The organism is Microbulbifer sp. JSM ZJ756, assembly GCF_044383805.1.
GTDB lineage: Bacteria > Pseudomonadota > Gammaproteobacteria > Pseudomonadales > Cellvibrionaceae > Microbulbifer > Microbulbifer zhoushanensis.
This window is the reverse complement of sequence record NZ_JBISER010000001.1, coordinates 29,993-56,154: the sequence shown is the minus strand read 5'-3', so window position 1 is coordinate 56,154 and position 26,162 is coordinate 29,993. Positions and strand designations below refer to the sequence as shown.

The window sequence follows — 26,162 nt, the reverse complement described above, 5'->3', positions numbered from 1 at the left end:
CAGCCCCCAGACAGCAAAACTGAGCAATAAAAAAGGCAGCCCGTATTGTGCGGGCTGCCTTTTTTTGTGCCTCTGTACAACCCCCGGGTTACGGTGCCTTCTCAGCCTCTGCCGGTGAACGGGTCATCACCGTCGCCCCGCCACGGGGCTGGAAGTCGCCGGAGGTAAACTGCTGCAGCAGTTGCTCCCAGCGATCGTGCACGGCCGCGTGCTTGCGCTCGCGCACATGACCGTAGCCACGCACCAGCTGTGGCAGCGACAGGAGCTCCAGCGCGGCATCGTAGTTGTCCGCGCGCAGTCCCCGCGCCACTGACCTGACTGCCCCCGCCACCTGGCGAGCCCAGCGGCGCTCTTCCCGACGCTCACGGGTATAGCCGAAAATATCGAACACGGTACCCCGCAGTACCCGCCCCCTGGCGAGCAACGGCATCAGCTTGCCCACCCAGGGACCGAATACCATCTTGCGGATACGGCCGGAACTGTCTGGCCGTGCCAGCAGGGGCGGCGCCATATGGAAACGCAGCTTGTAATCACCGGTGAAAGTCTCCCGCAGCTGGCGCTGGAAATCCTCGCCGCTGTACAGCCGGGCCACTTCGTACTCATCCTTGTAGGCCATGGCCTTGAACAGGCTGAGGGCCGCGGCACGGGCCAGGCGCCCTCCACCATGCGGTACCGCCTGCTCGGCGCGGCGTAGCTGCTCCACAGTACGCGCGAAGACCCCGGCGTAGGAGCTGCTCTGGTACTCGGTAAGTTCGCCTTTCAGGCGGGCCAGCAAGGCATCGAGGCCCTCTTCCGGCTCCTGGATCCGCACCTGCTGCTCGGGCACCAGCAGTCGATCCACCGCTGCCGGGTCGGCCGCCAGCAGGCGGCCGGCACGAAACGCGCGCAGGTTGTTTTCCACCGCCACGCCGTTCAGTTCGATGGCCCGTTCCAGTGCCGCATCGCTGATGGGCAGCAGGCCCCGCTGGCAGGCGTAACCCATCAGCATCAGGTTACTGGAGACGGTATCGCCGAACAGCGCCTGAGCATAACGGTTGGCATCAAAAGCGAAGTACTCGGCACACAGGGACTCAATACTCTCCTGGGTGGCATCTGCCGGGAATGCCAGCTCGTTGTCCCGCACAAATGCCGCCACCGGCACTTCTGCAGTGTTTACCAGTGCCCGGACCTTGCCGGCAGCCATTTTGGTCCGCTGGGCGGCTGCCGTGACCATGTCGCAGCCCAGGACCAGTTCTGCTGCGCCATCGCGAATGCGCGCGGTGGTAATGTCCTCCGGCCGCGCTGCCACCTTCACGTGCGCCACTACGGCACCGTTCTTCTGCGACAGGCCGGTGAAATACAGGGTGGTGCTGCCCTTCTCTTCCAGGTGTGCCGCCATCCCCAGCAGGGCCGCTACCGTCAGTACGCCACTGCCGCCTATACCGGCGACCAGGATGCTGAGGGGCTTCTCCACCTGCGGTTGCGGGGCCAGCGGCAGGCGCGCGATTTCCGCATCCAGGGATTCCGCCAGCGACTGCACCGGTGGCTTTTTCAGCTCGCCGCCCTCGACACTGACAAAGCTGGGGCAGAACCCGTCGGCGCAGCGCATATCCTTGTTGCAGCTGGACTGGTTCACCTGGCGCTTGCGGCCATAGGCTGTCTCCAGAGGCTCCACCGCAATACAGCTGGACTGCTCACTGCAATCACCACAGCCCTCGCATACCCGGTGGTTGATCAACAGGCGGGTCGCCGGGTCCGGCATCTGCTTTTTCTTGCGCCGGCGACGCTTCTCCGCCGCACACACCTGCTCGTAAATGATGGCGGTAACGCCCGCTACTTCGCGCAGGCGACGCTGGACCGCGTCCAGGTCCGCCCGGGGCACGACCTGCAATGCACCCGGCAACTCACTCCGGTGCTCGCGCCAGTGGTCCTCATGCTCGGTGACCAGCACCACTTCCCCGACACCTTCCGCCAGCAGTTGCGCGGCCAGCGTGGGCGCGGTGACCTCTCCATCAGCCGGTTGGCCGCCGGTCATGGCCACTGCGTCGTTGAGCAGGATCTTGTAGGTGATATTGACCTTGCTGGCCACCGCCTGGCGGATGGCCAGCAGGCCGGAATGGTTATAGGTGCCGTCGCCCATATTCTGGAAAATATGATCGGCGCTGGAGAAGCGGTGCAGGCCCACCCACTGGGCACCCTCGCCGCCCATATGGGAGTAGGTATCCGTGCGCAGCCCCTTGCCCAGCGCCATTATATGGCAGCCGATACCGGCACTGCCCAGGCTACCCTCCGGCAGTTTGGTGGAGGTATTGTGGGGGCAGCCGGCACAGAAAATCGGCTCACGCGCCAGCAGCCCGGTGGCTTTGGCCGGGGTATCGGCGCCCAGCTTCTGCGCCACCGGCAGCAGCTTCGCGGCCAGCTCGGTGTCTCCCAGCCAGCGGGCGATGGCCCTGGCCACCTGGTCCGGGCCAAAGCCCCAGATCGCCGGCAACAGGTCGTTCCCCGCCAGGTCTTTCTTGCCTACCACTCTGGGACGCTCGCCATCGGGCCAGCCGTACATCAGGTTCTTGAGCTGGTCTTCCACCAGCGGGCGCTTCTCTTCCACCACCAGCAGGCGTTCCATGCCGGCGGCGAACTCGCGCATGCCGCGCGGCTCCAGCGGCCAGCTCATGGCCACCTTGTAGATGGAGATACCGGCCCGCTGCAGGTCCGCCTCGGTAAGGTTTAGCAGCTGCAATGCCTCCAGCAGGTCGCCGTGGGCCTTGCCTACAGTGACGATACCAAAGCGCTTGCGCGGCGCCTCAAGGACGGTCTTGTCGAGCCGGTTGGCATAGGCAAACGCCTGCGCTGCCGGCAGTCGCTCCTCCAGCATGCGGCGCTCGTACTCGAGCCGCTCCGCCGGCCAGTTCAGGTGCGGGTCGTAATTGAGGCCGTGGGGAGGAACAGTGAAATCCTCCGGCAGCACAAACCGGGGCAGCTCCGGCACAACCAGGGAGGCGCCACTTTCAACGGTTTCGGTAATGGTCTTGAAGCCTACCCACAGTCCGGAAAAACGCGACAACGCGATACCGGCCAGGCCGAGGGTCAGGTATTCGTCTATGGTTGCCGGGAACAGCAGCGGCATCATCACCGACTCGAAGATCTGGTCGGTGTTGTGGGAGAACATGGAGGATTCCGCCGTGTGGTCGTCGCCGCACAGCGCCAGCACCCCGCCCAGGCGGGAAGTGCCCTGTACATTGGCCTGGCGGAAGACATCGGCACTGCGATCCACGCCGTGCCCCTTGCCGTACCAGATAGAGAAGACCCCGTCGCGGGTAGCCTGCTGGCGATAGTGATCCAGCAGCTGGGTACCCCAGATGTTGGTGGCGCCCAGGTCTTCATTGATGCCGGGCTCGAAATGAATATCGCGCTTTGCCAGCAATGCCTTGTGGCGCCACAGGGCCTGGTCGTAGCCCCCGAGCGGCGAGCCCCGGTAGCCGGAGATATAGCCGGCGGTATTGTGGCCGGCACTTTCATCCAGCTGCTTCTGCATGATCGGCAGCCGCACCAGTGCGTCGATGCCGGTGAGAAAGACTCGCCCCTCGTCGCGGGTAAACGCGGCCTTGAGGGAATACTCGCGATCGAAGCCCAGCTCCTGGTCGCTCTCTACCATTGCCATGGGTACACCTGCTTATGATTATATCTATGCGGACAAAACTACCACCGCCTCCATAAGCAGGTCATACCAAATTGAGCGGGAATACGGCATAATACAGCCACAAGTCACCAAAGACTGCCGACTACCTGCAACAATTCATCAAATCAGGGCTCCCTGCGGACACATACGACGGCAGGATAATCAACCGGGAGCGCCGCCCTAAGAGAGAAGCTGCAACGCTATGGCCTACGTTCTGGACGCCATCGACAAGAAGATCCTGGAGATACTGCAGGAAGACGCCACCATCCCCAATATCGAACTGGCGGAAAAGGTGTGCCTGTCCCCCTCCCCCTGTTCCCGCCGGGTCAAGAACCTGCATGAACAGGGCTTTATCAAGCGAGCCGTCACCCTGTTGGAGCCCCAGATGGTGGGACTTCCTGTCAGCGTATTTATCCAGGTGACGCTCAACCACCAGGTCAAGAAGGAGCTACAGGATTTCGAGTCGGTAATTGAGCAGTGGCCGGAAGTCATGGAGTGTTACCTGATGACCGGCGATTTCGACTACCTGCTGAGGGTGGTGGTACCCAACCTGCAGGCTTACCAGGAGTTCCTCGACAAGAAACTGACTGAATTGCCGGGTATCGACCATATCAAGAGCAGCTTCTCCCTCAAGCAGGTCCGTTACCGCACAGAGCTGCCGCTGGAACAGCTGCTGGAGCAGGAATAACAATCCCGCCCGGCCATCCCCCACCGGGGTGGCCGGATTACGCCCCCGCCGGCCTGGCCGCCCCAGGCTCAGCGACGGAAAAGGTTCAGCAACAGGCTCAATACCACGCTGATCACAATCATCGAGGTGATGGGAATAAAGACCCGGCTGCGCCCCGACTCGAGACGGATATCACCGGGCAGCCGCCCAAACCAGTTGAACAGCCAGGGAGCGAAATGCATCAGCACCCCGATGGCCAGCAGGACGGCCCCGGCGAGCATAAACCAGCGCGACATAACCCCTCCTTTCCCCATATCCCGAATATCACTGCGGTCTCCCGCCTGCGCCCTGCAATTGCCAAGCAAAAAGACCCATTGCTACTATCGGTCACACCCCGTCACAGGTCAAAAACAAGGCTAACAACCATGCACCTACCTCGCCCCATCACCGCCCTGGTTGCGGCAATAGCACTCACCACAGTTTCCAGCAGCGGTTTCGCTACAACCCTTATTCATAATGTCAGCGGCTACCAGGCCACCGAGGATAAGCTCGAGCGCTTCCAGGCGCTCGCGTTTGACAAGGGCAAGGTACTGGCGACCGGGGATTACCCGGCACTGGCGAAGCAGTATCCCGACGCGGAAAAAATCGACGGCCAGGGAAAGACCCTGCTGCCCGGCCTGATCGATGCGCATGGGCACGTGCTGGGACAGGGGCTGCTGCAGCAGCGGCTGGAGCTTCGTGACCTGGGCTTACAGGAAACCCTGGACGCCATTGAAAAGTTTGCAGGGCAACTGGAACCGGGCGAGTGGCTGGTCGGGCGCGGCTGGAACCAGGTACTGTGGCCCGGCAAGGCCTTCCCCACCCGCGCACAGCTGGATGCGCTGGAGATTGACAACCCCATCTGGCTGCGTCGTATTGACGGCCACGCCGGCTGGGCCAACAGTGCCGCCCTGGAGAAGGCGGGTATCGACAGTGACACCCGGGCACCCGAGGGTGGCGAAATCCATCGCCTCGATAACGGCGAACCCAGCGGCGTACTGGTGGACAATGCCATGGCCCTGCTGGAGAAAGTGATCCCGGCACCCTCGCTGCAGGACAAAAAAGCCGCTCTCGCCAAGGCCTTCGACCTGTCTCTATCGCTGGGCCTGACTGGCATCCACGATGCGGGGATCGACCGGGAAACACTGACGGCCTATCGCCAGCTGGCAGAAGAGAAGGCGATCCCCCTGCGCATGTATCCGATGATCTCGGTAGAGAGCGACAACCTGCGCGAACTACTGGCAGCGGGCCATATCGGTAAGCCGCAGGACCGACTGTACGTGCGCAGCATCAAGTTATCAGCGGACGGCGCGCTGGGCAGTCGCGGGGCCGCCCTGATTGAGCCCTACCACGACCGCCCGGGGGAAAGGGGCCTGCTGCTTTACCCCGAGGAAGAAATCTTGTCTCTGCTCAAGCTGGCCACGGACAATGATTTCCAGGTAAACGTGCACGCCATCGGTGACCGCGCCAACCATATCGTGCTCGACCACCTGCAGACACTGCACCAAGAGCACAACCAGAAGCCCTTCCGCCATCGCGTGGAGCACGCCCAGGTACTGAAGGTGGAGGATATTGCCCGGTTTCCGGCATTGAACCTGGTGGCCTCCATGCAGCCGATCCATGCCACCAGCGACAAGAATATGGCCGGCGATCGCCTGGGTGAAGAGCGTCTCGAGGGAGCCTACGCCTGGCAGAAATTCCTGGACCAGGGGACCCGAATTGCCTCCGGCTCCGACTTCCCGGTTGAGCCCGTCAATCCGCTTTACGGTATTCACGCAGCAGTGACCCGCCGGGACCGCCAGGGTATGCCCGCAAAAGGCTGGCGCATGGAGGAGGCAATGAGCCTCGAAGAGGCCCTGCGGTCTTTCACCCTGGATGCGGCATACGCGAGCCACCAGGAGCAGGTTACCGGCTCCCTGGAACCGGGTAAGTTCGCTGATTTTGTTCTGCTGGAACAGGATATATTCCGAATCGACCCGCAGGATATCTGGCAGGTGAAAGTGGCGGAAACCTGGGTGGAAGGCGAGCGTGTTTATCGCCGTGAGCAGTAATCACGAGACACCCATCGACTGTCGGTGGTCACCAGATCGCGGCCACGGAGGGCTCCTACAATAAACCCTGTTACCCCAGGAGTGGCGTAGGAGCGGCCGCTGGCCGCGATTAACTCCGGACCCAACCCCCTCCAGGTCGCAGCCACGGGTCGTTCTTACAACGGGTTATGCCAAAAACAAAAAAGCCGCGGTGCTTTCACACCGCGGCTTTTTTACAGGTTAAATACCTACCGTCAGTCTTTCACTGCGATAGTGGTATTTTCCTTTTCGGACTTATCGCCCGGTACCGGGAAGCCACGATCACGCATCAGTGCGCCAATCTCGGCATCGCGGCCGCGGAAAGCACGGTAGGCTTCCGCCGGATCGACCGAATTACGCGGTGCAAACAGGTGCTTGACCAGCTTGTCCGCAACTTCCGGGTCGTAGAAACCACCCTCGGCTTCGGCGAAGGCCTCCGCCGCATCCGAAGTCAGTACGTCGGCCCACATGTAGCCATAGTAACCGGCAGAGTAACCCTCACCGGAAAAGATATGGCCAAAGTGCGGCGTGCGGTGACGCATTACCAGTTCATCCGGCATGCCCAGCTCTTCCAGGGTCTCGCGCTCGAACTTGTCCGGGTCGATACCTTCCGGGTCGGCAGTATGGAACTTCATGTCCACCAGGGCCGATGCCAGGTACTCGGTAGTGGCGAAGCCCTGGTTGAACTTGGAAGCCTTCTTGATCTTGGCAACCAGCTCCTCAGGAATCGGCTCTCCAGTCTTGTAATGCACCAGGTAGTTGTCGATCACCTCGTCGGTGGACAACCAGCGCTCCAGCAGCTGTGACTGGAACTCAGTGTAGTCACGCACACCGCCGTTCAGGGTCGGGTAGGTGACGTCAGAGGCCAGGAAGTGCAGTGCATGGCCGAACTCATGGAAGAAGGTGGAGGCATCGTCCCAGCTCACCAGCACCGGCTCGCCCGGGGCACCCTTGATGAAGTTGGAGTTGTTGGAAGACAGTACATTGGTCTTTCCATCAAAGGTGGTGTGGTCGCGGTACATGGTCGCCCAGGCGCCGGAACGCTTGCCGGCGCGGGCAAACGGATCCAGGTACCACAGGCCGATATGCTCGCCGGAAGTCTTGTCGGTGACTTCCCAGACTTTTACGTCCTCGTGGAAGACCGGCACGCTGCCCTCTTTTACCGGGCTGAACTCGAAGTTGAACAGCTCACCGGCAACGAAGAACATCGCTTCACGCAGCTTGTCCAGCTGCAGGTACTGTTTCACCTCGTCAGAGTTCAGGTCGTACTTGGCCTTGCGTACTTTCTCGGCGTAATAACGGTAATCCCATGGCTTGATGGTGATATCCGCACCTTCCTCGTCTGCCAGGGCCTGCATATCAGCCACTTCTTCCTCAACACGGGCTACTGCGGCAGGCCATACAGCCTCCATCAGCTCCATGGCGCGCTCGGGGGTCTTGGCCATGCGGTCCTGCAGACGCCACTGGGCGTAATTCTCGAAGCCCAGCAGTTCCACGCGTTCATCGCGAAGCTTCAGGATCTCGGCAATAATTGCGTTATTGTCGTGTTCACCACCGTTGTCGCCGCGGCTGTAGTAGTTGCGCCAGACCTTCTCGCGCAGCTCGCGGTTATCGGAATAGGTCAGGAACGGATCCATGGAAGAGCGCGTATTGGTGATGGCGTAGTTGCCCTTCTGGCCCTTCTCTTCCGCCAGCGCCGCGGCTGCATTCACGAATGATTCCGGCAGGCCGGCCAGCTGGTCGCTGCGCAGGAACAGGGTGTAACCCTCCTCGTCCGCCAGCACATTGTTGGCAAACTTGGTGTGCAGCTCGGCCAGGCGCTTGTTGATCTCGGCATAGCGCTCCTTGGCCTCGCCCTCCAGGGTCCCACCGTTGTTGGCGAACTGGTTGTAGATCAGCTCGACCACACGCTTTTGCTCGCCATCCAGGTCGGAGTCATTGCGGGCGTCATAGACGGCCTTGACCCGCTGGAAGAGCGCGTCGTTCTGGATAATCTTGGACTGGAAAGAGGCCAGCTTGGGTGCCAGCTCGCCCTGAACCTCGCGGAATTCCGGAGAGGACATGTTGGCGGCCCAGATACCGTAGTAGGAGAACAGGCGATCCAGCTCGGCACCGCTGCGCTCCAGCTCGGCAATGGTGTTGGCGAAGGTAGCCGGCTCGGGATTGGCGGCAATGGCATCGATCTCGCGCAGGTTTTCAGCCATGGCGAACTCCATTGCCGGCTTCAGGTCCTCGACGCGCATCTTATCGAATGCCGGTACACCGCCGTAAGGGCCGGTCCACTCGGCCAGCAGTGGATTGCTTTCGACCACGGAGCTTTTGGCATCAGCGGCAGCGCTCGCCTGGGCCTGGGCGTTTCCGTCGACAGACGCGGCCTGTTGGGCCTCCTTGCTACAGCCCGCGGCAGCGGCGATGGCTGCGGCTACGGAAAGCGCGATCAGTGATTGGCGCATCGGCTAAATCCTCTCTCTTGTTAGAATACCGTCACATGTAAACCCCCGAGTTTAACCGTATTTTTGCGCCAACCGCCATTCACGGGTGCCCAGCCGCCTCCCCCACGGGGTAAAACGACAGTTTTTCAGGATGATCCCCCCACAGCTGGCAAACAATTGCGCAGGAGGGTTGTTTTGGATCTATTTGTGCTATTTGATAACGACTTAACAAGTGGTTATTAACCAAAACAGGGAGTAAAAGTCACCCGGCCCGCCGGCCTGGGCCGGGCGCCACAAGACAACTTTTCCAGAGTGAAGACCGCGGTGCTGGCAACAAGCATTGACCCAATCCGGGGTACCGGTCCGCATAATCAGGTTACGCCACGCCCGGACTCCAGGTGCAGCCTGCTGCCCGGGGCTCAGGTCCCGCTTTTCAGCCCGCTGAAGAACTCCAGGTACTGGCCGACAACCACTGCCCGGCTGAATCTACTCCAGTAGTGGGACCGGCCCGCTTCCGACAGCTGCCTGCGCCCGGCCTCATCTGATACCAGGCCGGCAATGGCGTCGGCCAGCGGCCCCGGTTGATCCACCGGCGTGACAACGCCGGTGACTCCCGACTCGATCAACTCACCCGGTCCCTGGGAGTCCGTCGCAACCACCGGGCAGCCGTGGGCCCAGGCTTCCATGATCACGGAACCCAGTCCCTCGTGGCGCGAAGGGCAAATGAACATATCAGCGGTACGCATCAGGGCGGTCACGTCTTCGCGCCAGCCCAGGAAACGGACACGCTCATCCAGGCCCAGCTCCCGGCACATTGCCTTCAGGGATTCCTCTTCCGGACCGGTGCCGGCGAGCCAGAGGATGGCATCGGGCACCTTTTCAAGTGCCTGCAGCAGGGTGTCAAAGCCCTTGTTGGTATGCAGGCGCCCAGCGGCGAGCAGTAACGGACGGTCAGTAGGCGTATCGAAGCTGTCGCGAGGCAGGGGCTCGACCTCTGCCTCATCGGCAAAATTGGGAATAAGGAACACACGCTCGGCCGGCATCCCCCCGCGGACCAGGTGATCACAAATCCCCCGGGAAATACCCAGCCAGTAGTCGGAGTGCCGGTAATATTTGAGGTTGTAGTAATGCCCGAGGCGACTGACCAGCGTGTAATCCCCCTTCGGCGTCAGCTTGCTGGCACGGCTCATCCAGGTGAGCACGATATCCGGCCGGAAGGCACGCAGGGCGCGCCTGAACCGAAAGCGGTCAATCTGGTGGAGCGGGCCACCAAAGCGGAACCCCTCCGCAGTCACACCACCATTTCTCAATGACCGCAGGCGATGATCATGCCCCCGGATAAAAGCTTTCTGGGTAATAGCACCCGTCTGCTGGAGGCCAGTCGCCAGGCGGGCAAAAAAGTTCTCAGCTCCACCTTGCTGCGCCCCTGCCAGGGCCTGGGCGATGCGTAATGATTCCGTGTTAGCTGCCATGGTGATATCCATATCATGGGGAAGACAAACCGTCGTGCATCAGGAGCCCGTGGTACCCGGGGAAACTGGCCTGGTGCCGCTGGCCGAGCAATGTCTCGATGCGTCCATGCATGACGGCAATTTTCTTTTTAATCTTGTTCCGCTGAAACACTCGCGGGAATATGCTCATGGGAAGCAGCCCCGCGCTACCCAGCCCATCTATGACTACCAGCCGCTCTATGCAGCCCTGTATGTCACGCTGGACGACAATATTGTGCAAAAGGAGATGCCTTGAGGGGACCAGGTTGCCCTCCCAGAAACGGCTCAACTCCTCTACTGCCGTGCGGCACTCATCCGTAAACGCCTCGTCCCAGATCACCTTCTTGAGGGTCTGGGAAATAGCCCCGCTGCCATCCCTGATCAACTCCGACACCAATCCCCGTCCCATGTCGGTATCGACAAACCCGAAACAGCGACTGACGTGATGGAAGACGAGATCACCGTATCGCTTCTGGAGCGAAGCCATCACCCTCCACTCTTCACGGTTGTCATCGAATGCGGAAAGTGGCTTCAGGTTCTTGGGAAAGCCTTTCTTGCGGCGCCGGTCTGCCAGCGTGAAATCCGGGCGCCGCACCTTGATACAGAGCGAGTCGTCATCCGGGTGCACAAAACAGAGTCGATTGCCTCCCCGGGCGAAAGGCTTTTCTGGAGCAAGCAGGATCGTCATGAGTGGGCCCCGCCCTGCAAGACGTCACGGGCCCAAACATAATCGTGGGAGAACGGGCGGGCCAGGGATGCCTCGACAATATATTGGGCGTACAGGCGGGAATTCATCTCTGCATGGAAGAAATCCCGCGCCCGGGCAGCCCAGCTGCGACGCTTTGCATCGTCGTTGTGGAACTCGCGGACCTTGTGCAGCAGATCGTCCTGATCGTCAAAATACACAATGGATTCCGCAGGTAACAACTCATCAAAGCGTGGGCTACTGTGGGAAAACTGGAGAATGCCGTTACCGGCCAATTGTGCCATACGGGCGGAGGAGTACCAGTAATGCCCTTCCTGTCGATTCAGGTTCAGGCCCATACGGGTGTTGGCCAGCGCCCGATCATAGTCGCGCCCCCATACAGGCGGCTCCCCGAAACTGCCATAAGTCCTGAAATTCAGCTCGCCCTGCAGGGAGTCGCGGAGCCATTTCACCAGCTCCAGGCGCCTGGTGAGGTTGGTGCTGTTACTGCAGAAAAGAAGGTCGGTTTCCAGGTCAGTCCGGGCGGCATTGTTCATACCTTCCTGGGCCGGGTCCACTGGGTTGGGCATGTGGTAGATCCTCGCCCCGAGCCCTTCAAACCGGGTCAGCTCCGGGCGGCCGGTAGACACAAATACGGCGTCGGCAACGCGGGCGCGATGCTTGATACGCTCCACATTGCTGGGGACAAACAGCGGATCGTTGTTGCAGTGGGCGATGGCCACGGAGGGATTGCGCTTGCGAATCTCTGCCAGCGTTTCGTTGCTGATGATGTCGCAGTGCCCGGCGATCACCAGGTCCGGGTCGACCGCCTCCACGGTTTCCAGGAGCTTACGGTTCGCCCTGCCCCGGCCCAGGTCGCGAATTCCCAGAGGGGCCTCGAAGGCGGCGACGTCGCGATCACTGAAGGTGTGGACGAAATGATCGTTCTTGATCAGCCCGTTGGTCAGCTTCTGGGCCCAGCTGACCCGGGTCTTGCCATATCGGCGAAGCTGTTGGTACGCGATGTGGAGTACGCGCATAAACCGTGGTCCCTGTACGGTGGAAAACGCAGTCCTGACATCTGATTTAACCGGATTTTTTCGCCAAATGCCACTAAGCGTCTCACTTCACTTGCCTCTGCCCCTGGTGACACCCGCCCTCTGGCGGCTAAATCCACGTAAAGGTAAACAGGAATACCGGCGCTGATTGATAACGACTTATTGCATGGATAATAAAAAAGGGATGCCTCACCAGCGCGGCCAGGAATAACAATTTCAACCGGCGCTGGCGAAGTTACTGCGCATAACCCGGTGCCCGGGGCGGGCACCGGCAGGAATCAGGTTCAGGCGGGCTGGACGCGCCGGTCCTCCACCAGGGTGCCGGACTGCAGCATCTCCTCTTCGTGGTCAGTTTCGCGCCAGGGCTCGCGCAGCGCCTCGGCCTCCCATTCGCCCATGGCGGGGAGAGTGAGCAGGTGGCGGGCATAGGCTGCGGCGGCATCGGGCAATGACAGGCCGAACCCCTTGACCCGGAATGCAACAGGGGCGAAGAAGGCATCGACCGCCGTAAACCGGTCCCCAGCCAGGAAGGGCCCACCAAAGCGCTGCAGCCCCTCTTCCCAGAGCTCTGCAATACGGCCCAGGTCTTTCTGCAGCCCGGCACTCAGGGTATCGAGCGAGACAGTGACACCACAGTTCATCGGGCACTGCTCACGCAGGGCGGCAAAGCCGGAATGCATCTCGGCGGTGGCGCAACGGGCCCACGCCCGGGCCACGGCATTTTCGGGCCAGACCTGCGGGTACTGTTCGGCGATGTATTCCACAATCGCCAGCGAGTCCCATACGGTGACCTCCCCATCTTCCAGGCAGGGCACCAGGCCATTGGGGGCAAAGTGGCGAAACTTCTCCCAGCTGCCGCCCTCATCGAAAGGCACCAGCTGCTCATCAAAGGGAATGTCCAGCTGGCGCAAAAGGACCCAGGGCCGCAGCGACCACGACGAGTAGTTCTTGTTACCGATAAAAAGCCTGTACATACGCCCTCCCCCTCTGGTTTCAGTTGTAAGGATTCAGGAAGCCCGCCCGCTGCGCAGCCAGTCGGAAACACGGAAGGCCAGCTCCAGCACCTGGTCGGCGTTCAGGCGCGGATCGCACTGTGTTTCATAGCAAGTAGCCAGGTCATCCTCGGATATTTTCCAGGCACCCCCAGTACATTCGGTGACATGCTGGCCGGTCATCTCCAGGTGGATACCACCGGGATGACTGCCCTCGGCGCGATGTACGGCGAAGAAGTCGCGGATCTCACGCAGGATTTTGTCGAAATCCCGGGTCTTGTAACCACTGCTGGCCTTCACGGTGTTGCCGTGCATGGGATCGGTACTCCAGACCACTTTGTGCCCTTCGCGCTGCACTGCCTGTACCAGGGCCGGTAGCTTTTCACCCAGGGTATCGGCCCCCATACGAGTAATCAGGGTCAGGCGCCCGGCCTCATTGGCGGGATTGAGACGGTCGATCAGGCGCAGCAGCTCATCCGGCTGCATGCCCGGCCCCACCTTGACGCCGATAGGGTTCCAGACGCCCGACAGGAATTCCACGTGGGCACCGTCCAGCTGGCGGGTACGTTCGCCGATCCAAAGCATATGCGCCGAGCAGTCATACCATTTGCCGGTCAGGCTGTCGGTGCGGGTCAGCGCCTGCTCGTACTCCAGCAACAGGGCCTCGTGGGAGGTGTACAACACGGTCTCCCGGATCGCCGGGGTATTCTCCGAGGTCACGCCACAGACAGCCATAAACTCCAGGGCATCCTGCAGGCGCTCGGCTAGCTGGGCGTAGTTTTCCCGCTGGGGATTGTTCTCAAGGAAACTCAGGTTCCAGCCGTGCACCTGGTGCAGGTCTGCCAGCCCACCCTGGGCGAAGGCACGCAGCAGGTTGAGGGTTGCCGCCGACTGGTTATAGGCCGTGAGCATGCGCTGCGGATCGGGCCGCCGCGCGGTCTCGGTGAAGTCGATGCCGTTGATGATATCGCCGCGGTAGCTGGGCAGCTCAACGCCGCCCACCACCTCGGTATCCGATGAGCGCGGTTTGGCATACTGCCCCGCCATACGCGCCACCTTTACTACCGGCATGTTGCCGGCGAAGGTCAGCACCACAGCCATCTGCAACAACACCTTGAAGGTGTCGCGGATACGGTTGGCATTGAAGTCGGCAAAGGACTCGGCGCAGTCACCACCCTGCAGCAGGAACGCCTTGCCCTCGGCCACCTGGGCCAGCTGGCGACGCAGCTCCCGCGCTTCTTCGGCAAATACCAGCGGCGGGTATGCGGACAGCTGGCCGGTTACCTCGCCGAGCTCAGCGGCAGATTGGTAGGAGGGTTGCTGGTGGGCGGTAAAGTTGCGCCAGCTCTCGGGATTCCATTCTTTACCTGCTGACTGTGACACTTTCGACTTTACCTCCACTTCCATTGCCAACCTCTTCCAAATACGGCTTTCAGACTCTGTTGCAGCCCCGGGCCCGCCAGCGCCGCAGCAGTCCACCGGGCCGTACCCTGATGACACGGCCCGACAGCGGATATTACAACACGCTGGCGACCGCTTTGCAGAAGTATTCCATGTTGGACTGGCTCAGGCCGGCAATACTCATGCGGCTGGAATCCACCATGTAAATGGAATACTCCTTTTGCAGCCTTGCCACCTGCTCCGGGTTAATTCCCAGGAAGGAGAACATGCCCTTCTGTTCGCGGATAAAGCTGAAGTCACCCGCGGCACCGGCTGCGGCCAGGCTCTCGACTACGCCCGCACGCAGGCCGTTAATGCGCTCGCGCATCTCGGTCAGTTCCGCCTCCCAGTTGGCGCGCAGGCTGGCATCGGTGAGGATCGACTCCACGATCGCGGCACCGTGCGACGGCGGCATCGAGTAGTTGCCACGCACTGCACTCAGCATCTGGGTCTGGCCGGTATCAGCGGCCGCACTGTCATTGTAAATCACCATGGCCAGGCCGACGCGCTCCCGGTACAGCCCGAAGTTCTTGGAACAGGATGCCGCCACCAGCAGCTCCGGTACCGATTCTGCCATCAGGCGCAGGCCCCAGGCATCGTCGTCCAGGCCATCGCCAAAGCCCTGGTAGGCCATATCGATAAACGGGGTGAAACCCTGCTTCTGCGCCATCTCCACCAGCACCTGCCACTGCTCACGGCTCAGGTCGGCGCCACAGGGGTTGTGGCAGCATGCGTGCAGCAGCACCACGTCACCCTCCCCTACATCCTTCAGTGTTTCCACCATGGCATCGAACTGCAGGCTACCGCTGCTGCGATCGTAATAGGGGTAGCTCTTGATCTGCAGCCCGGCATTGCCCAGCAGCGGCACGTGGTTGGCCCAGGTGGGGTCACTCACCCAGACGGTCGCACCGGGCTTTGCGCGATCGACCAGCTCTGCCAGCACCCGCAGGGCACCGCAGCCACCGGGAGTCTGGGCAGAGCGCACACGGTTGGCAACCAGCGCCGGGTGGTTGGCACCAAGGACCAGCTCCTGCATGGCGGCATTGAATCCCGGGGTACCCGCCGGGCCGATATAGGCTTTTGTCTCCTCAGACTGCAGCAGGCGTGTCTCCGCCTCCTTCACAGCCTGCAGGATGGCAGTGTGGCCCGCCTCATCCTTGTACACGCCGACGCCCAGGTCGATCTTGTCCGGGTTCTCGTCGGCGCGGTAACTGGCCAGCAGGCCCAGGATAGGGTCCGGCGGCAGGCTGCTCAGGTGTTCAAACATGCGGGTACTCCTCGGGTACTTAATGTCTCGGATACAGGCACCCCGGAAGCCCAGCTGTCCGGGGGCGTGGTAGGTACAGGTTCAGTCGATCAGGCCGCGCTCGGCCCAGGCCTGGGCGCGGTCCATCAGCTTGTCGATAATGCTTTCCAGCTGGGCCCGCTCATCGGGAGAGAGCGAGGACATCAGGTCGTCCTCGTACTGCTGGGCCAGCGGAACAATGCGCTCATAGACATCCCGCCCCAGCTCGGACAGGTTCAGCACCTGCCGGCGGCGATCGGCGGGATCCTCGCTGCGGGTGATGTAATCGTTGCGCATCAGGACCGATACCGCGCGACTGATGGCAACCTTGTCCATGGCGGTCTGCTCCACCAGTTCCGCGGCAGAGAGGTCCGGGAAACGGCCCAGTATAGCCATGACGCGCCAGGCCGGGATGGTCAGGTCAAAGCGGCTGCCATAAGCCTGGGCAATGGCATTACTCACGCGGTTGGAGAGCACCGACAGGCGATACGGCAGGAACCTCTCCAGGTGCAGGTCGTCACGCACCGGTTTTTCCGCCTCGGTCTTCTCGATTGTCATACGGCTTTTCCACCTGCAGTTGCCATGGATGTTACAAATGTAACTAAAATTGGTTTCAATTGTAACCGCTTTGGCCGGAATCAGGTAGCGGCACCAGCGCCGGCTACCGCCAGCTCAATGGGCGCCAACACCCCCTGCCCCTCGCCAAATCGGCACTGTTGTGCTGCAAAAATCGCGCAGCATTATAAATCCATGTCATTTTTATTGGGTATCGTGTGACCGCACACAGGGATTTCGTGCCACCGCCCATCAAACATTGCAGACCCGGACAGACATGGAGGTCCCGGCAATGGCCTGTGAATATCCGCACAACCCACTCGGCACCGATGGCTTCGAATTTGTAGGGCATGCCGCTCCTGACCTGGAGCCGCTGCGCACACTTTTCAGCCAGCTCGGGTTCACCCGCGAATCCCTGCATCGCAACCGCGATATCACCCTGCACCGCCAGGGTGACGCCAACTTTATCATTAATGCAGAACCCGGATCATTTGCCGGGGCTCTGTCCACCGCGGCAACATGGACCAGTGGGCGGGCTTTTAAGCGAGCATCTTCAATTTCCGGGAAACCCGCTATTTCGATATCGAAGGCAAAATGACCGGGCTCTCCAGCCGGGCGATGACCAGTCACTGGGGCAGGATCCGCATTCCCATCTATGAATCGGCCGATGAAAAATCACCGGCCGAGGAATTCCTGCGGGAGCACCGGGCGAGGGAAATTTCCAGGCCCTGCTCGAACCCATCGAGCTCGACCAGATTCGCCGCGGCGTGCCGGAGCCGGAAAGATACCCGGGGGATTCGCACGATGCCCGCGTTGGGCCCGTCCTTCCCGACACTGGCACCCTGCGGCGACAGATGTTGAAATAGCCTCGACAAATCTGCCCCGGCCCGGCGGGTGGGGATGCAAAGAAAAAGGTATCTTATGGAATTACACGGTTACTTTCGTTCGTCTGCCAGCTATCGCGTGCGTATTGGCCTCAACCTCAAGGGCCTACCGTACGATTACCACCCGGTGAACCTGCTGAAAAGTGAACAAGGCGAAGAGGAATACCGGAAACTGAACCCCCAGGGCCTGGTCCCGGCACTGGTGGATGGTGACACGGTACTCACCCAGTCACTGGCAATCCTGGAGTGGCTCGAGGAGACGCACCCGGAACCTCCACTGCTGCCCTCGGACCCGGTACAGCGCGCCCATATACGCGCGCTCTGCCATACCAGTGCCAGCGATATCCAGCCACTGCACAACCTGCGCGTGCTGCGCTACCTGCAGGGACAGTACGGTCTGTCGGATGAACAGAAAACCGGCTGGATCCGCCACTGGATTCACGAGGGATTCAGCGCCCTGGAACAGCAGCTCAAGCCTGCGCCCTTCGCCGCTGGCGAGACACCGGGGATGTTCGAGTGCTGCCTGTTGCCACAGGTGTACAGCGCCGAAAGGTTCGGGCTGGATATTGCCGAGTACCCGGCCATCCACCGGATTACGCTGGCGTGTAACGAGATCCCCGCCTTTATCGAGGCCCGCCCGGAGAACCAGCCGGACAGCACCCTCTGACGCCCCGGACTTTTCCCTGATCGGCCGGCACCCCGAAAGCGCGCCACCGCGTGCATCCGGAGCCGGTCGTGGGCCGTCATGGTCTTGCCCGGTACCTGGCACCAGCTGGTATACCATCGGCCCCTCTCCGGCGAAATACGACAGCTTCAGGCAACTGCCCTGCAGGTTTCACTATGGCGGGATGCTCCCCCGGCCCTTAAGCTTTGTGGTAATTGCTGGGCATTCAACAGGAAACCGGCCATGGGCGCACCCAAGCTGTTTGAACCTCTGACTGTCGGCTCGCTGACACTCCCCAACCGGATTGTTATTGCGCCTATGTGCCAGTACTCCGCGGTTGATGGCTGCATGACCGACTGGCACCTGATCCACCTGGGGCAACTGGCGTTATCCGGGGCGGGGCTGCTCACCATTGAGGCCACCGCTGTGGTGCCAGAGGGCAGGATCAGTTACGGCGATGTTGGCCTGTGGGACGATAACACCGAGGCCGCAATGGCCCATACCCTGGAGTCGATCAGGCAATGGTCCGACATGCCCATCGCCATCCAGCTCGCCCACGCCGGCCGCAAGGCGTCTACGGACCTGCCGTGGATGGGCGGCCGGCAGATTGCACCCGGGGATACCAACGGCTGGCAGACGCTGGCGCCCTCCCCCCTCCCATATGACCCGGGCGAGCATGCGCCGCTGGAAATGGATCGGGCTGCCATGGAGCGGGTGCGGGATGCCTTCGCGGTATCGGCCCGGCGCTCGGTTCGCCTGGGGCTCGACGCCATCCAGATCCACGCCGCCCACGGCTACCTGTTACACGAGTTTCTCTCCCCCCTGTCCAACCGGCGCGATGATGAATACGGTGGCTCACTGGAGAACCGGATGCGCTTCCCGCTGGAAGTGTTCGAGGCCGTACGCGATGCAGTGCCGGATGCATACCCTCTTTCCATACGGGTGTCGGGTACCGACTGGGTGGAGAACGGCTGGGACCTGGAACAGACCATCGCCTTTGCGCGGGCCCTCGAGCAGCGCGGTTGCGGGGCGATACATGTCTCCAGTGGTGGGCTGGATCCCACCCAGCAGATTCCTGTTGGACCCGGTTACCAGGTACCCCTGGCCCGGGGCGTGAAACAGGCGGTTTCGATGCCGGTCATCGCGGTCGGACTGATCACAGAGTTCGAGCATGCGGAGTCGATCATCGCCACTGGCGATGCCGATATGGTCGCCCTGGCCCGGGGAATGCTCTACAACCCCCGCTGGCCCTGGCATGCCGCTGCACACCTGGGGGCCACCGTCTCGGCACCCAACCAGTACCTGCGCTCCCAGCCACACAATTACCCGGGCCTGTTCGGGGAGTGAGCCGGCCTTTCCGGCCCCGGGGCCTCAGGCCTCTTTCCCCTCCCCTTCCCCGTCTATGCGGAGGGGCTCCTTGAAGGTCAGCGTGCGGTAAGGGAATGGAATCTCTATGCCTGCCTCATCCAGGGCCAGCTTGATCGCGGTAACCACCTCACCCTTGGACTGGCGGATATCGAAGGGCACAGAGCCGGTCCACCAGGTGACCTCGATATCGATACTGCTCTCGCCGAAACCGGCGGGAAATACCTGCACCGGATCTTCCTGTCGCACTGTCTTCAGGGGCTTCATGGCCTCTGCAATCACCTTCACCCCCTCCCGCACATCCTCGCCATAGGCGATACCCACAGTGATAGTCACACGCCGCTTGACCCGGCTGGTCAGGATCTCGCAGGGGTTCTGGAACAGGAACAGGTTCGGCACGATCACCAGTTCGCCGGTGAGCTTGCGAATCGTCGTATTGCGCACCTCCACCGACTCCACGCGACCACATACGCCCTCGCACTCGATTACATCGCCCTCCTCGAACGGGAAGCGCCACAGGATCAGGATGCCTGCGAAGAAATTCTCAAAAATATCCTTGAACGCCAGGCCAATCGCCACCGACAGCAGGCCGACCGCGCCCAGCGCCCGGGCCGGGGTCAGCCCGGGGAACAGCACCATGGCGGCAAACAGCAACCCCAGCATCCATATCACAATGGTGAGCAGGCGGACCATCAGGTCCTGCAGGGATTTTTTCGAGGCAAACCGGCGGAAGATACGACTGCCGAAATGGCGGACCGTCAGGACAATCAGCCAGGTGACGAACAACACCATGAAACTGGCGATTACAAACGGCGTGTGGTTGAGGAAGTTGCCCCAGACCGAGTCCAGCGAACTGACCACGGTCTCTGCCGCCTCGGAAACCGGTTCCGGCGTGATTTCCTCCAGGTTTTCCTGCAGGGCGGGTTTCTCTTCCTTGCCCCCACCCTCCTCCTGCACCAGGAGCCGGGCCGGCAAGTTCAGTAGTTGGCTGAGAAAAAATGCGAGGCCGCTCACGGGTAACACGCTGCTCCGGTTTCAGTACACCATCCCTTTTTATAGCTGAAAGGCTTGATGTGCCGGGGCCTGCCGGTGGCATGTGCCAGCGAAAGGCATGCGCCTCAACCATGCCGCCGGCGAGAGCGGCAAATGGCGTCAGGAGGCAGGAAGCTGTTCCAGGAAGAAATCCCGCAGGTTCTCCCCCATAATCCGGCGGATCTCGTATTCACTGAATCCCTGTCGCAGCATTTCCTGGGTCAACACCCCCAGCTCCCCGGCATCGAAGGCCACCTCCACCGTGCCGTCGTAATCCGAGCCCAGCGCTACATGTTCAACCCCCAGCAGGTCGATGGCATAACGCATGGTGCGCACGATATTTTCCGGGCTGGGATCGCAGACCGCGCCGTCCCAGTAGCCGATACCCACCAGGCCGCCAGCGGCGGCCACTGCCTTCATCAGCCCATCACTGATATTACGGGGCGTGTCACACATTCCCCGGAGGCCCGTGTGGGACACAATCAGCGGCCGCTCCACCAGGGCCAGGACATCCCGCACCACCGCCTCCGAGGAATGCGCCACATCGATGACAATCGAGCGCTCGGCCATTTCCTGTACCGCGGCACGACCGAACTCCGTCAGGCCGGCCCCACTCTGGCCGTGCAGTGAGCCTCCCAGTTCGTTATCGAAAAAGTGCTGCAATCCCATTACCCGGTAGCCGGCATCATGGAGCCGGCCGATATTGGCCAGTTCGCCCTCGAGCGGGTGGGCGCCCTCGATTCCCAGGATGGCGGCCAACTGCTTGCCGCCCTGCGCCCTGGAGGCCAGGGCCTGGCGCAGGTCTTCGGCACTGTGGATTACCCGCATCTGTCCCGGCGCTTCGGACGCCAGCGCCCGCACTCGCCCGGCATGGTAGAGCGCCCGCTCCAGCAGGCTGCCCCAGGTGCGGGGCGGCCAGCCCTGGGCCACTGCCAGCAGGGTGATATTGTCGGGCGCATCACTGGCGTTGCTGGCGTAGTTCTGGCCGCGCGGCGACTTGGTCACCGCGGTAAACACCTGTATCGCCAGGTTGCCGTCGCGGGCGCGAGGCAGGTCCACATGGCCATAGTCGGCACGATCCCCGATATCCCTGGCCCAGAGGAAGCTGTCGGCGTGCAGGTCGCCCACCACCAGTGACTCGTGCAGCGCCCGCGCCCGCACCGACAGCGCGGGCAGCGCCTCGCCGGTGCGGGTGTTCATCCTTTTCTCCACCCCGGGCAGCAGCAGCCACTTCCACGCTGTGAACAAAACCAGCGCCACCGGGGTCAGGATAATGAGAAACTTCTTCATGAGGATTCCTGGCATTCCACGTTATTATTCCTGTCCGCGGATTATTCCACTATTGCGGATGGGCATCATCGTCCCGCAGGGACATTACTGAGGAGCTTTACGTGCAGTTAGTGCAGTCATTCAACCGGATTGTTGTTTTGTTATTGTTCGCGGCCCTGTTCCAGGGGTGCACGGTACTCACGCCCGACTTCGAGGAACCGTCGGTCCAGGTCACCGGCCTGGAGCCGCTGCCGGCCAATCGTGCCGGCGACCTGCGATTTCGCATTCGCCTGCGGGTGGACAACCCCAACTCCGTGGCCCTGTCCCTGTCGGGACTCTACTACACCCTGGACCTGGCCGGGCACGAGGTGGTGACCGGCACCGCCCGTGACCTGCCACAGATCCCCGCCTACGGCAGCAAAGATATCGCGGTAGAGGCCTCCGCCAACCTGATGGGCTCATTCATGGCCGCCGCCGAACTGATGTCCCTGCGCGGCGACACTGTGCCCTATTCCCTGGAGGCCAAGCTGGGCCTGGAACGCACATTCCCGCCCTCCATCCGCGTTCGCAAGGACGGCGAGATCAGCCTGAACCGCTGATTCTCCGCATCGCCCGGCCGGCACCCTGCCGGGGACGCAGACGCCGGTCCGGACAGCCGCGCAGGGGCCAGCACTCGCACGGGGCGAAAGCGGGGTAGCTAAAGGGATTTAAGGAAAAGAAAAGACACTGGGCCGGGGACCGGATGGCCCCCGGTGCAGGGTTGTTCAGCGACGTGCTGCGACAATACCGCCGAACATGGCGGCCACGGAGGACAACACCCCGAGGCCCAGCAGGCTGTAGAGGCTGATTGACTGGCGCGCGGCTTCGGCGAGCACCTCATCCAGGGGGAACTGCCAGGCGACAATGGCCGAGGCCAACACCACCGCCCCATATTGGGTGCGGGTCACCCGGCGATCGGAACGCCGTGTGGGCGCAGGCAGTCGCTCCATGACACCGTCACAGAAGCCGTCATCGTCCAGGTAGGGCTCGCTGAACTGCAGCTGCTGCCCCAGCCAGGTATCGAAATCCGGGTCGCTGTTGCGTAACTGGGCTTCACTCAAGGTTCCAGACCCCTGTTCCCCGTTGCGGGAATACCATTCAAACTTATCCACTGACCACCTCCTCACGCCACGCCTGCAGCAATGTCTGCAACCTGGCCCGCGCGCGGTTAACGTGGGATTTAACCGTACCGAGGGGCAGCTTCATGATACTCGCAGCCTCCTCGTGTGAAAAGCCGCGTTGCATGCACAGGTGAATCGCCTGTCGTTGCGGCTCGCTGAGCTCCTGCAAGGCGGCATCCAGGTCGCGGGCCATGCCCAGCTGCTGGGCCTCTTCGACCGTCTCCTGGGCCTGGGCCCGGTCCACCGCCTCCTGGTCCACCTCCGGCGCGTTCTTGCGCCGGTAACTCATGACGAGATTGTAGGCGATCCGGTACAGCCAGGTGCTGAAACGCGCATCCCCACGAAATGCCGGCAGCGCCTTGTAGGCCTTGATAAAGGCCTCCTGCGCCATATCGTCGGCCAGGGCCTGGTCACCATCGCACAGATTGCGGAGCGAGAAACGCAACTGTGACTGATAGCGCCGAACCAGCTGGGCGTATGCCCGCTGGTCCCCGTCTTCGACGATACGCCGGATCAATTCCCCGTCATTGAGGTCCATAAACCGCTGTCCCTAGCCTGCCCGGTTGCCTTCCTGGTGTTCCAGTCTCCAGTTGATAAAGCGGGCGATACCGATGAACAGCGGAATCAGACCCAGGCTGCCAACTCCCACGTCCACGGAGAGGGTAAGCCAGATAAAGAGCGCCAAGCCTACAGCAATCAGGGTGAAACCGCGGTCTTTCAGGTTACTGGGAGACTCACCCTGCATGGCATCCAGCAGCTCCGGCGGGATATCCCGGCCCTCGGCCACCATGCGGTTGATGTTGTCCATCATCAGCTGCTTCTTGCGATAGCTGTTGCGGGTCACCAGCCACACAATCAGGATGGGCATGCCGAAAACGCCGAGCACCGCGATGAGCCCGATGGTCAGCTCCATGGAGTCGTCGTCACCGCCACTCCGGTGCTCCCAGTGGTGGTCACCGCGATTCCCGAACTCCCGCGCCATATCGCGGGAGATATCCCGGGATATCTCCCTGGAGATATTGCGGGACATACCGATCTTGATGTTATCCGGCACTCCCTCCATGGCCTCCTCGATCACCAGGCCGGACTCATCGAGGATGCCCTTTTTCTCCAGTTTCTCGTAGATTCGCCGGGACAGGGCCCCGCCGAACTCCTCGCCCAGGTCTACCTCGACCTCGGACCGCTGGCCGTCGGCATCTCGGGTCCTGATTTTCAGGGTGCCATCCTCGCCGCGGATGATCCGCACCTGCTTCTCGACACGGTCCTCGTAGTCCTCGATGTCCGCCCGGGGTGGCTCGGGCGGCTCCGGTGGCTGCTCACTGCGCACCTCCGGTGCCGCAGCCGGCTGTTCCGCCGGTGTCTCCTGGGCCCAGGCGAAGCCGGTGCCCAGCACCGTCGCCAGTCCCAGGACCAGTGGGGATATCAGGTTTCTCGCTCTCATTAGTGACTCTCTGCTTGCTGTCAGTATTCTTTTAAGTCGCGTTGCTGTAACTGCCGGTGGCACTCCTCAGAAGGCCGCCAGCGGGGAGCCGGTCAGCGAGGGGCCAGCGATACGCACTGGGTAGCGCACCTCTCTCTCCTCCTCCCGGGCCTCCCGCTCCCGGCACTCGCGGAGCTTATCCGAGACCGCCTGCTCGGCTTTCTCGGCCAGTTCCTGCTGGACCTTGGCAATGGGCAGCTCCAGCGACTCTGCCGACACAACCGGGGTCGACATGGCCGGGGCCGCTGCCAGGAATGCAACCAGCGCGACGTAAAATTTAACCTTTTTCACACATCCTGTCTCAGGGGTTACCATGGTAGCCTCCATATAATTTCCGTTTACAGCCTTAAGATGCCGCCGGGAGGCCCTATGGATGCACCGGCTGCAAAAAAAATTCAGGGGAGCCCGATGACCCAGCCCGCCGACGTACTGCGTTTCTGGTTTGGCAGCGAACACCTGGATGCGCCGGTGGCGGACAGCCACCGGCAGCTCTGGTTTACCCGCGACGAGACACTGGACCAGAAGATCGAGGAGGAATTTGGCCCCGCCGTCGAGGCGGCCCTGGCCGGGGAACTGGGGGACTGGCGCACCAGCCTGGCCGGGGAGCTGGCCCTGGTGCTGCTCTGTGACCAGTTCACCCGCAATATCTACCGCGGCACCCCGCGGGCCTTCGCCGGGGACCCCCTTGCGCGGGAGGTGGCCATGGCGGTGATAGGGCGCGGCGACGACAACCTGCTGGGCCTCTACCAGCGGGCTTTCCTGGGGATGCCCCTGGAGCACGGCGAGAGCCTGGAGATGCAGCAGCGCTCGATCGAGTTCTTCGACCGCCTGCGCAAGAGCCACCTCGATGGCGCCGAGGGTGCGGCCCAGGCCGAGAACTTCTACCAGTACGCCCTGGCGCACCGGGAGGTGATCGAGGAATTCGGCCGCTACCCACACCGCAATGAGGCCCTGGGCCGGGCCTCGACACCGGCCGAGCAGGCCTGGCTGGAAAAAGGGGGTGGCTTCTGATGGATATTGTCGCCTGGCTGTCCCTGGCCGGTATCTGTGCCCTGGGGGCCATGTCACCCGGTCCCAGTCTGCTGATTATCCTGCGGGGCGCCGCTGCCGGCGTACGCCCCGGCATCGCCGCTGCACTGGCCCACGGGGCCGGCGTAGGTATCTATGCGGTCCTCACGGCCCTGGGGCTGGCAGTACTGATCACCAAGTCGCCGCTCCTGTTCAACATCCTCCAGTGGGGCGGCGCCGCCATGCTGCTCTACCTGGGCTGGAAAGCACTGCGGGCCAGGGCGCCGGACCCCAACGGCGAACGGGCCGAGATCGCCCCCCTGAGCACCCGTCGCGCCGCAGCACAGGGGTTCGGTATTGCCTTTTTCAACCCCAAGATCGCAATCTTCTTCACGGCGTTGTTCAGCCAGTTTGTGGGGGAACAGCAGGCACTGGGGATAAAGCTGGGCATGGCCGCCCTGGCGGCCGGGATCGATGCAGTCTGGTACTGCCTGGTGACCCTGGCAGTCTCGGCCGGCCGCCGCCGCAACTGGTCCGGCGGTCCGGTAATGCACCGGCTGCAGCAGCTGTTCGGCATCCTGCTGGTGGCCCTGGCAGCGCGGCTGGTACTGACCATCTAGGTACACTCCCCGGCCCGCAGGATCCCGGGCCAATAAAAAAGGCCCGCCGGGTGGCGGGCCTCAATCTCACACTGCGGGGTCAATTGCGGGCGCCTACTGGGGGGAGGAGGCGCCCGACTGCAGGGCTATTATGGCAGCCCACTGGTGCCGCGGGGGGGGCGCAAAACGCAGCCGGCCATCGCTTTATCGCATCACGGCGGTTCCACCCGGGCAAGGCCTGGCGCAGATAACACCGGGTTGCGTTCAACCCGGGGCTACTGCGCTCCCCTGCCGCCCCGCATACCTGCCGCATTTCACGCCAGAATCTCTTCAA

General features: G+C 62.1%; 24 protein-coding genes. 8 read left to right on the top strand and 16 right to left on the bottom strand.

Annotated features, from left to right (window positions below):
- Positions 1-88: 88 nt before the first annotated feature.
- Positions 89-3,637: an indolepyruvate ferredoxin oxidoreductase family protein gene (locus tag ACH6CX_RS00290; protein ID WP_396674246.1), complete on the bottom strand. Its 3,549-nt coding sequence runs from the start codon at positions 3,635-3,637 to the stop codon at positions 89-91.
- 220 nt (positions 3,638-3,857) lie between these two features.
- On the opposite strand from ACH6CX_RS00290, the gene ACH6CX_RS00285 reads away from it, so the two are divergent.
- Entirely contained in the window at positions 3,858-4,343 is a 486-nt protein-coding gene (locus ACH6CX_RS00285) for an Lrp/AsnC family transcriptional regulator (RefSeq protein ID WP_232942094.1), read from the top strand.
- Positions 4,344-4,411: 68 nt separating this feature from the next.
- Here ACH6CX_RS00285 and ACH6CX_RS00280 read toward each other — a convergent pair whose 3' ends face one another.
- Positions 4,412-4,618: a DUF2905 domain-containing protein gene (locus tag ACH6CX_RS00280; protein ID WP_232942092.1), complete on the bottom strand. Its 207-nt coding sequence runs from the start codon at positions 4,616-4,618 to the stop codon at positions 4,412-4,414.
- A gap of 129 nt (positions 4,619-4,747) precedes the next feature.
- Here ACH6CX_RS00280 and ACH6CX_RS00275 point away from each other — a divergent pair, with 129 nt between their 5' ends.
- Positions 4,748-6,412 carry an amidohydrolase gene (locus ACH6CX_RS00275; RefSeq protein WP_396674243.1) on the top strand — a complete coding sequence of 555 codons (1,665 nt, stop codon included), beginning with the start codon at positions 4,748-4,750 and terminating at the stop codon, positions 6,410-6,412.
- Between the two features lie 233 nt (positions 6,413-6,645).
- On the opposite strand, the gene ACH6CX_RS00270 is transcribed toward ACH6CX_RS00275, so the two are convergent.
- From ACH6CX_RS00270 to ACH6CX_RS00235, 8 genes are all read right to left on the bottom strand, one after another.
- The gene (locus ACH6CX_RS00270) at positions 6,646-8,883 is read right to left on the bottom strand and encodes a M3 family metallopeptidase (RefSeq protein WP_237061269.1); all 2,238 of its coding nucleotides are present in this window, start codon (positions 8,881-8,883) and stop codon (positions 6,646-6,648) included.
- A gap of 398 nt (positions 8,884-9,281) precedes the next feature.
- Positions 9,282-10,334, bottom strand: coding sequence for a glycosyltransferase (locus tag ACH6CX_RS00265; RefSeq protein WP_232942086.1), 1,053 nt, complete (start codon positions 10,332-10,334; stop codon positions 9,282-9,284).
- Between the two features lie 13 nt (positions 10,335-10,347).
- A complete protein-coding gene (locus ACH6CX_RS00260) occupies positions 10,348-11,040 on the bottom strand; it encodes a YrbL family protein (protein ID WP_232942084.1) in 693 nt (230 codons plus the stop codon).
- Positions 11,037-12,077: a glycosyltransferase gene (locus ACH6CX_RS00255; protein WP_232942082.1), complete on the bottom strand. Its 1,041-nt coding sequence runs from the start codon at positions 12,075-12,077 to the stop codon at positions 11,037-11,039. Before ACH6CX_RS00255 ends, ACH6CX_RS00260 begins: the two co-directional genes overlap by 4 nt.
- Positions 12,078-12,379: 302 nt before the next feature.
- Positions 12,380-13,069, bottom strand: a complete 690-nt coding sequence (locus tag ACH6CX_RS00250) for a glutathione S-transferase family protein (RefSeq protein WP_232942080.1) — start codon at positions 13,067-13,069, stop codon at positions 12,380-12,382.
- 33 nt (positions 13,070-13,102) lie between these two features.
- A complete protein-coding gene (locus tag ACH6CX_RS00245; protein ID WP_232942078.1) occupies positions 13,103-14,494 on the bottom strand; it encodes a class II 3-deoxy-7-phosphoheptulonate synthase in 1,392 nt (463 codons plus the stop codon).
- Between the two features lie 109 nt (positions 14,495-14,603).
- On the bottom strand, positions 14,604-15,794 hold the full coding sequence (locus ACH6CX_RS00240) for an amino acid aminotransferase (protein ID WP_232942076.1): 1,191 nt from the start codon (positions 15,792-15,794) through the stop codon (positions 14,604-14,606).
- An 81-nt stretch (positions 15,795-15,875) separates the two neighbouring features.
- Entirely contained in the window at positions 15,876-16,370 is a 495-nt protein-coding gene (locus ACH6CX_RS00235; protein ID WP_232942074.1) for a MarR family winged helix-turn-helix transcriptional regulator, read from the bottom strand.
- Positions 16,371-16,530: 160 nt separating this feature from the next.
- Between ACH6CX_RS00235 and ACH6CX_RS00230 the strand changes: the two genes are divergently transcribed.
- From ACH6CX_RS00230 to ACH6CX_RS00220, 3 genes are all read left to right on the top strand, one after another.
- Positions 16,531-16,965, top strand: a complete 435-nt coding sequence (locus ACH6CX_RS00230) for a hypothetical protein (protein ID WP_396674239.1) — start codon at positions 16,531-16,533, stop codon at positions 16,963-16,965.
- Positions 16,966-17,288: 323 nt separating this feature from the next.
- Positions 17,289-17,918 (top strand): maleylacetoacetate isomerase, encoded by a 630-nt coding sequence (gene maiA / locus ACH6CX_RS00225; RefSeq protein ID WP_232942070.1) that lies wholly within the window; start codon positions 17,289-17,291, stop codon positions 17,916-17,918.
- A gap of 240 nt (positions 17,919-18,158) precedes the next feature.
- Complete coding sequence (locus tag ACH6CX_RS00220) at positions 18,159-19,262, top strand: NADH:flavin oxidoreductase/NADH oxidase (RefSeq protein WP_396674237.1); 1,104 nt, start codon at positions 18,159-18,161, stop codon at positions 19,260-19,262.
- Positions 19,263-19,286: 24 nt separating this feature from the next.
- Here ACH6CX_RS00220 and ACH6CX_RS00215 read toward each other — a convergent pair whose 3' ends face one another.
- The gene (locus ACH6CX_RS00215) at positions 19,287-20,294 is read right to left on the bottom strand and encodes a mechanosensitive ion channel family protein (RefSeq protein ID WP_232942066.1); all 1,008 of its coding nucleotides are present in this window, start codon (positions 20,292-20,294) and stop codon (positions 19,287-19,289) included.
- Positions 20,295-20,432: 138 nt separating this feature from the next.
- Positions 20,433-21,602, bottom strand: coding sequence for a dipeptidase (locus ACH6CX_RS00210; RefSeq protein WP_237061265.1), 1,170 nt, complete (start codon positions 21,600-21,602; stop codon positions 20,433-20,435).
- A 101-nt stretch (positions 21,603-21,703) separates the two neighbouring features.
- Between ACH6CX_RS00210 and ACH6CX_RS00205 the strand changes: the two genes are divergently transcribed.
- Positions 21,704-22,180: an LEA type 2 family protein gene (locus ACH6CX_RS00205; RefSeq protein ID WP_396674234.1), complete on the top strand. Its 477-nt coding sequence runs from the start codon at positions 21,704-21,706 to the stop codon at positions 22,178-22,180.
- A gap of 165 nt (positions 22,181-22,345) precedes the next feature.
- On the opposite strand, the gene ACH6CX_RS00200 is transcribed toward ACH6CX_RS00205, so the two are convergent.
- The 4 genes from ACH6CX_RS00200 to ACH6CX_RS00185 all read right to left on the bottom strand — a co-directional run bounded on the left by ACH6CX_RS00200 (position 22,346) and on the right by ACH6CX_RS00185 (position 24,512).
- Positions 22,346-22,732 carry a hypothetical protein gene (locus tag ACH6CX_RS00200; protein ID WP_237061261.1) on the bottom strand — a complete coding sequence of 129 codons (387 nt, stop codon included), beginning with the start codon at positions 22,730-22,732 and terminating at the stop codon, positions 22,346-22,348.
- A complete protein-coding gene (locus ACH6CX_RS00195; protein WP_232942058.1) occupies positions 22,725-23,279 on the bottom strand; it encodes a sigma-70 family RNA polymerase sigma factor in 555 nt (184 codons plus the stop codon). Before ACH6CX_RS00195 ends, ACH6CX_RS00200 begins: the two co-directional genes overlap by 8 nt.
- 12 nt (positions 23,280-23,291) lie before the next feature.
- On the bottom strand, positions 23,292-24,182 hold the full coding sequence (locus ACH6CX_RS00190; RefSeq protein WP_232942056.1) for a DUF6249 domain-containing protein: 891 nt from the start codon (positions 24,180-24,182) through the stop codon (positions 23,292-23,294).
- Between the two features lie 66 nt (positions 24,183-24,248).
- Positions 24,249-24,512, bottom strand: a complete 264-nt coding sequence (locus ACH6CX_RS00185) for a hypothetical protein (protein ID WP_232942054.1) — start codon at positions 24,510-24,512, stop codon at positions 24,249-24,251.
- Positions 24,513-24,629: 117 nt separating this feature from the next.
- Here ACH6CX_RS00185 and ACH6CX_RS00180 point away from each other — a divergent pair, with 117 nt between their 5' ends.
- Both ACH6CX_RS00180 and ACH6CX_RS00175 read left to right on the top strand, forming a co-directional pair.
- Positions 24,630-25,232, top strand: coding sequence for a DUF924 family protein (locus tag ACH6CX_RS00180; protein WP_232942052.1), 603 nt, complete (start codon positions 24,630-24,632; stop codon positions 25,230-25,232).
- On the top strand, positions 25,232-25,849 hold the full coding sequence (locus ACH6CX_RS00175) for a LysE family translocator (protein WP_232942050.1): 618 nt from the start codon (positions 25,232-25,234) through the stop codon (positions 25,847-25,849). Before ACH6CX_RS00180 ends, ACH6CX_RS00175 begins: the two co-directional genes overlap by 1 nt.
- The last annotated feature ends 313 nt before the right edge of the window (positions 25,850-26,162 follow it).

Coding starts and splice junctions, on each gene's coding strand:
- ACH6CX_RS00290 (WP_396674246.1), bottom strand. CDS start 3,637: ATGGCAATGGTAGAGAGCGACCAGGAGCTGGGCTTCGATCGCGAGTAT.
- ACH6CX_RS00285 (WP_232942094.1), top strand. CDS start 3,858: ATGGCCTACGTTCTGGACGCCATCGACAAGAAGATCCTGGAGATACTG.
- ACH6CX_RS00280 (WP_232942092.1), bottom strand. CDS start 4,618: ATGTCGCGCTGGTTTATGCTCGCCGGGGCCGTCCTGCTGGCCATCGGG.
- ACH6CX_RS00275 (WP_396674243.1), top strand. CDS start 4,748: ATGCACCTACCTCGCCCCATCACCGCCCTGGTTGCGGCAATAGCACTC.
- ACH6CX_RS00270 (WP_237061269.1), bottom strand. CDS start 8,883: ATGCGCCAATCACTGATCGCGCTTTCCGTAGCCGCAGCCATCGCCGCT.
- ACH6CX_RS00265 (WP_232942086.1), bottom strand. CDS start 10,334: ATGGCAGCTAACACGGAATCATTACGCATCGCCCAGGCCCTGGCAGGG.
- ACH6CX_RS00260 (WP_232942084.1), bottom strand. CDS start 11,040: ATGACGATCCTGCTTGCTCCAGAAAAGCCTTTCGCCCGGGGAGGCAAT.
- ACH6CX_RS00255 (WP_232942082.1), bottom strand. CDS start 12,077: ATGCGCGTACTCCACATCGCGTACCAACAGCTTCGCCGATATGGCAAG.
- ACH6CX_RS00250 (WP_232942080.1), bottom strand. CDS start 13,069: ATGTACAGGCTTTTTATCGGTAACAAGAACTACTCGTCGTGGTCGCTG.
- ACH6CX_RS00245 (WP_232942078.1), bottom strand. CDS start 14,494: ATGGAAGTGGAGGTAAAGTCGAAAGTGTCACAGTCAGCAGGTAAAGAA.
- ACH6CX_RS00240 (WP_232942076.1), bottom strand. CDS start 15,794: ATGTTTGAACACCTGAGCAGCCTGCCGCCGGACCCTATCCTGGGCCTG.
- ACH6CX_RS00235 (WP_232942074.1), bottom strand. CDS start 16,370: ATGACAATCGAGAAGACCGAGGCGGAAAAACCGGTGCGTGACGACCTG.
- maiA (WP_232942070.1), top strand. CDS start 17,289: ATGGAATTACACGGTTACTTTCGTTCGTCTGCCAGCTATCGCGTGCGT.
- ACH6CX_RS00220 (WP_396674237.1), top strand. CDS start 18,159: ATGGGCGCACCCAAGCTGTTTGAACCTCTGACTGTCGGCTCGCTGACA.
- ACH6CX_RS00210 (WP_237061265.1), bottom strand. CDS start 21,602: ATGAAGAAGTTTCTCATTATCCTGACCCCGGTGGCGCTGGTTTTGTTC.
- ACH6CX_RS00195 (WP_232942058.1), bottom strand. CDS start 23,279: ATGGACCTCAATGACGGGGAATTGATCCGGCGTATCGTCGAAGACGGG.
- ACH6CX_RS00190 (WP_232942056.1), bottom strand. CDS start 24,182: ATGAGAGCGAGAAACCTGATATCCCCACTGGTCCTGGGACTGGCGACG.
- ACH6CX_RS00180 (WP_232942052.1), top strand. CDS start 24,630: ATGACCCAGCCCGCCGACGTACTGCGTTTCTGGTTTGGCAGCGAACAC.
- ACH6CX_RS00175 (WP_232942050.1), top strand. CDS start 25,232: ATGGATATTGTCGCCTGGCTGTCCCTGGCCGGTATCTGTGCCCTGGGG.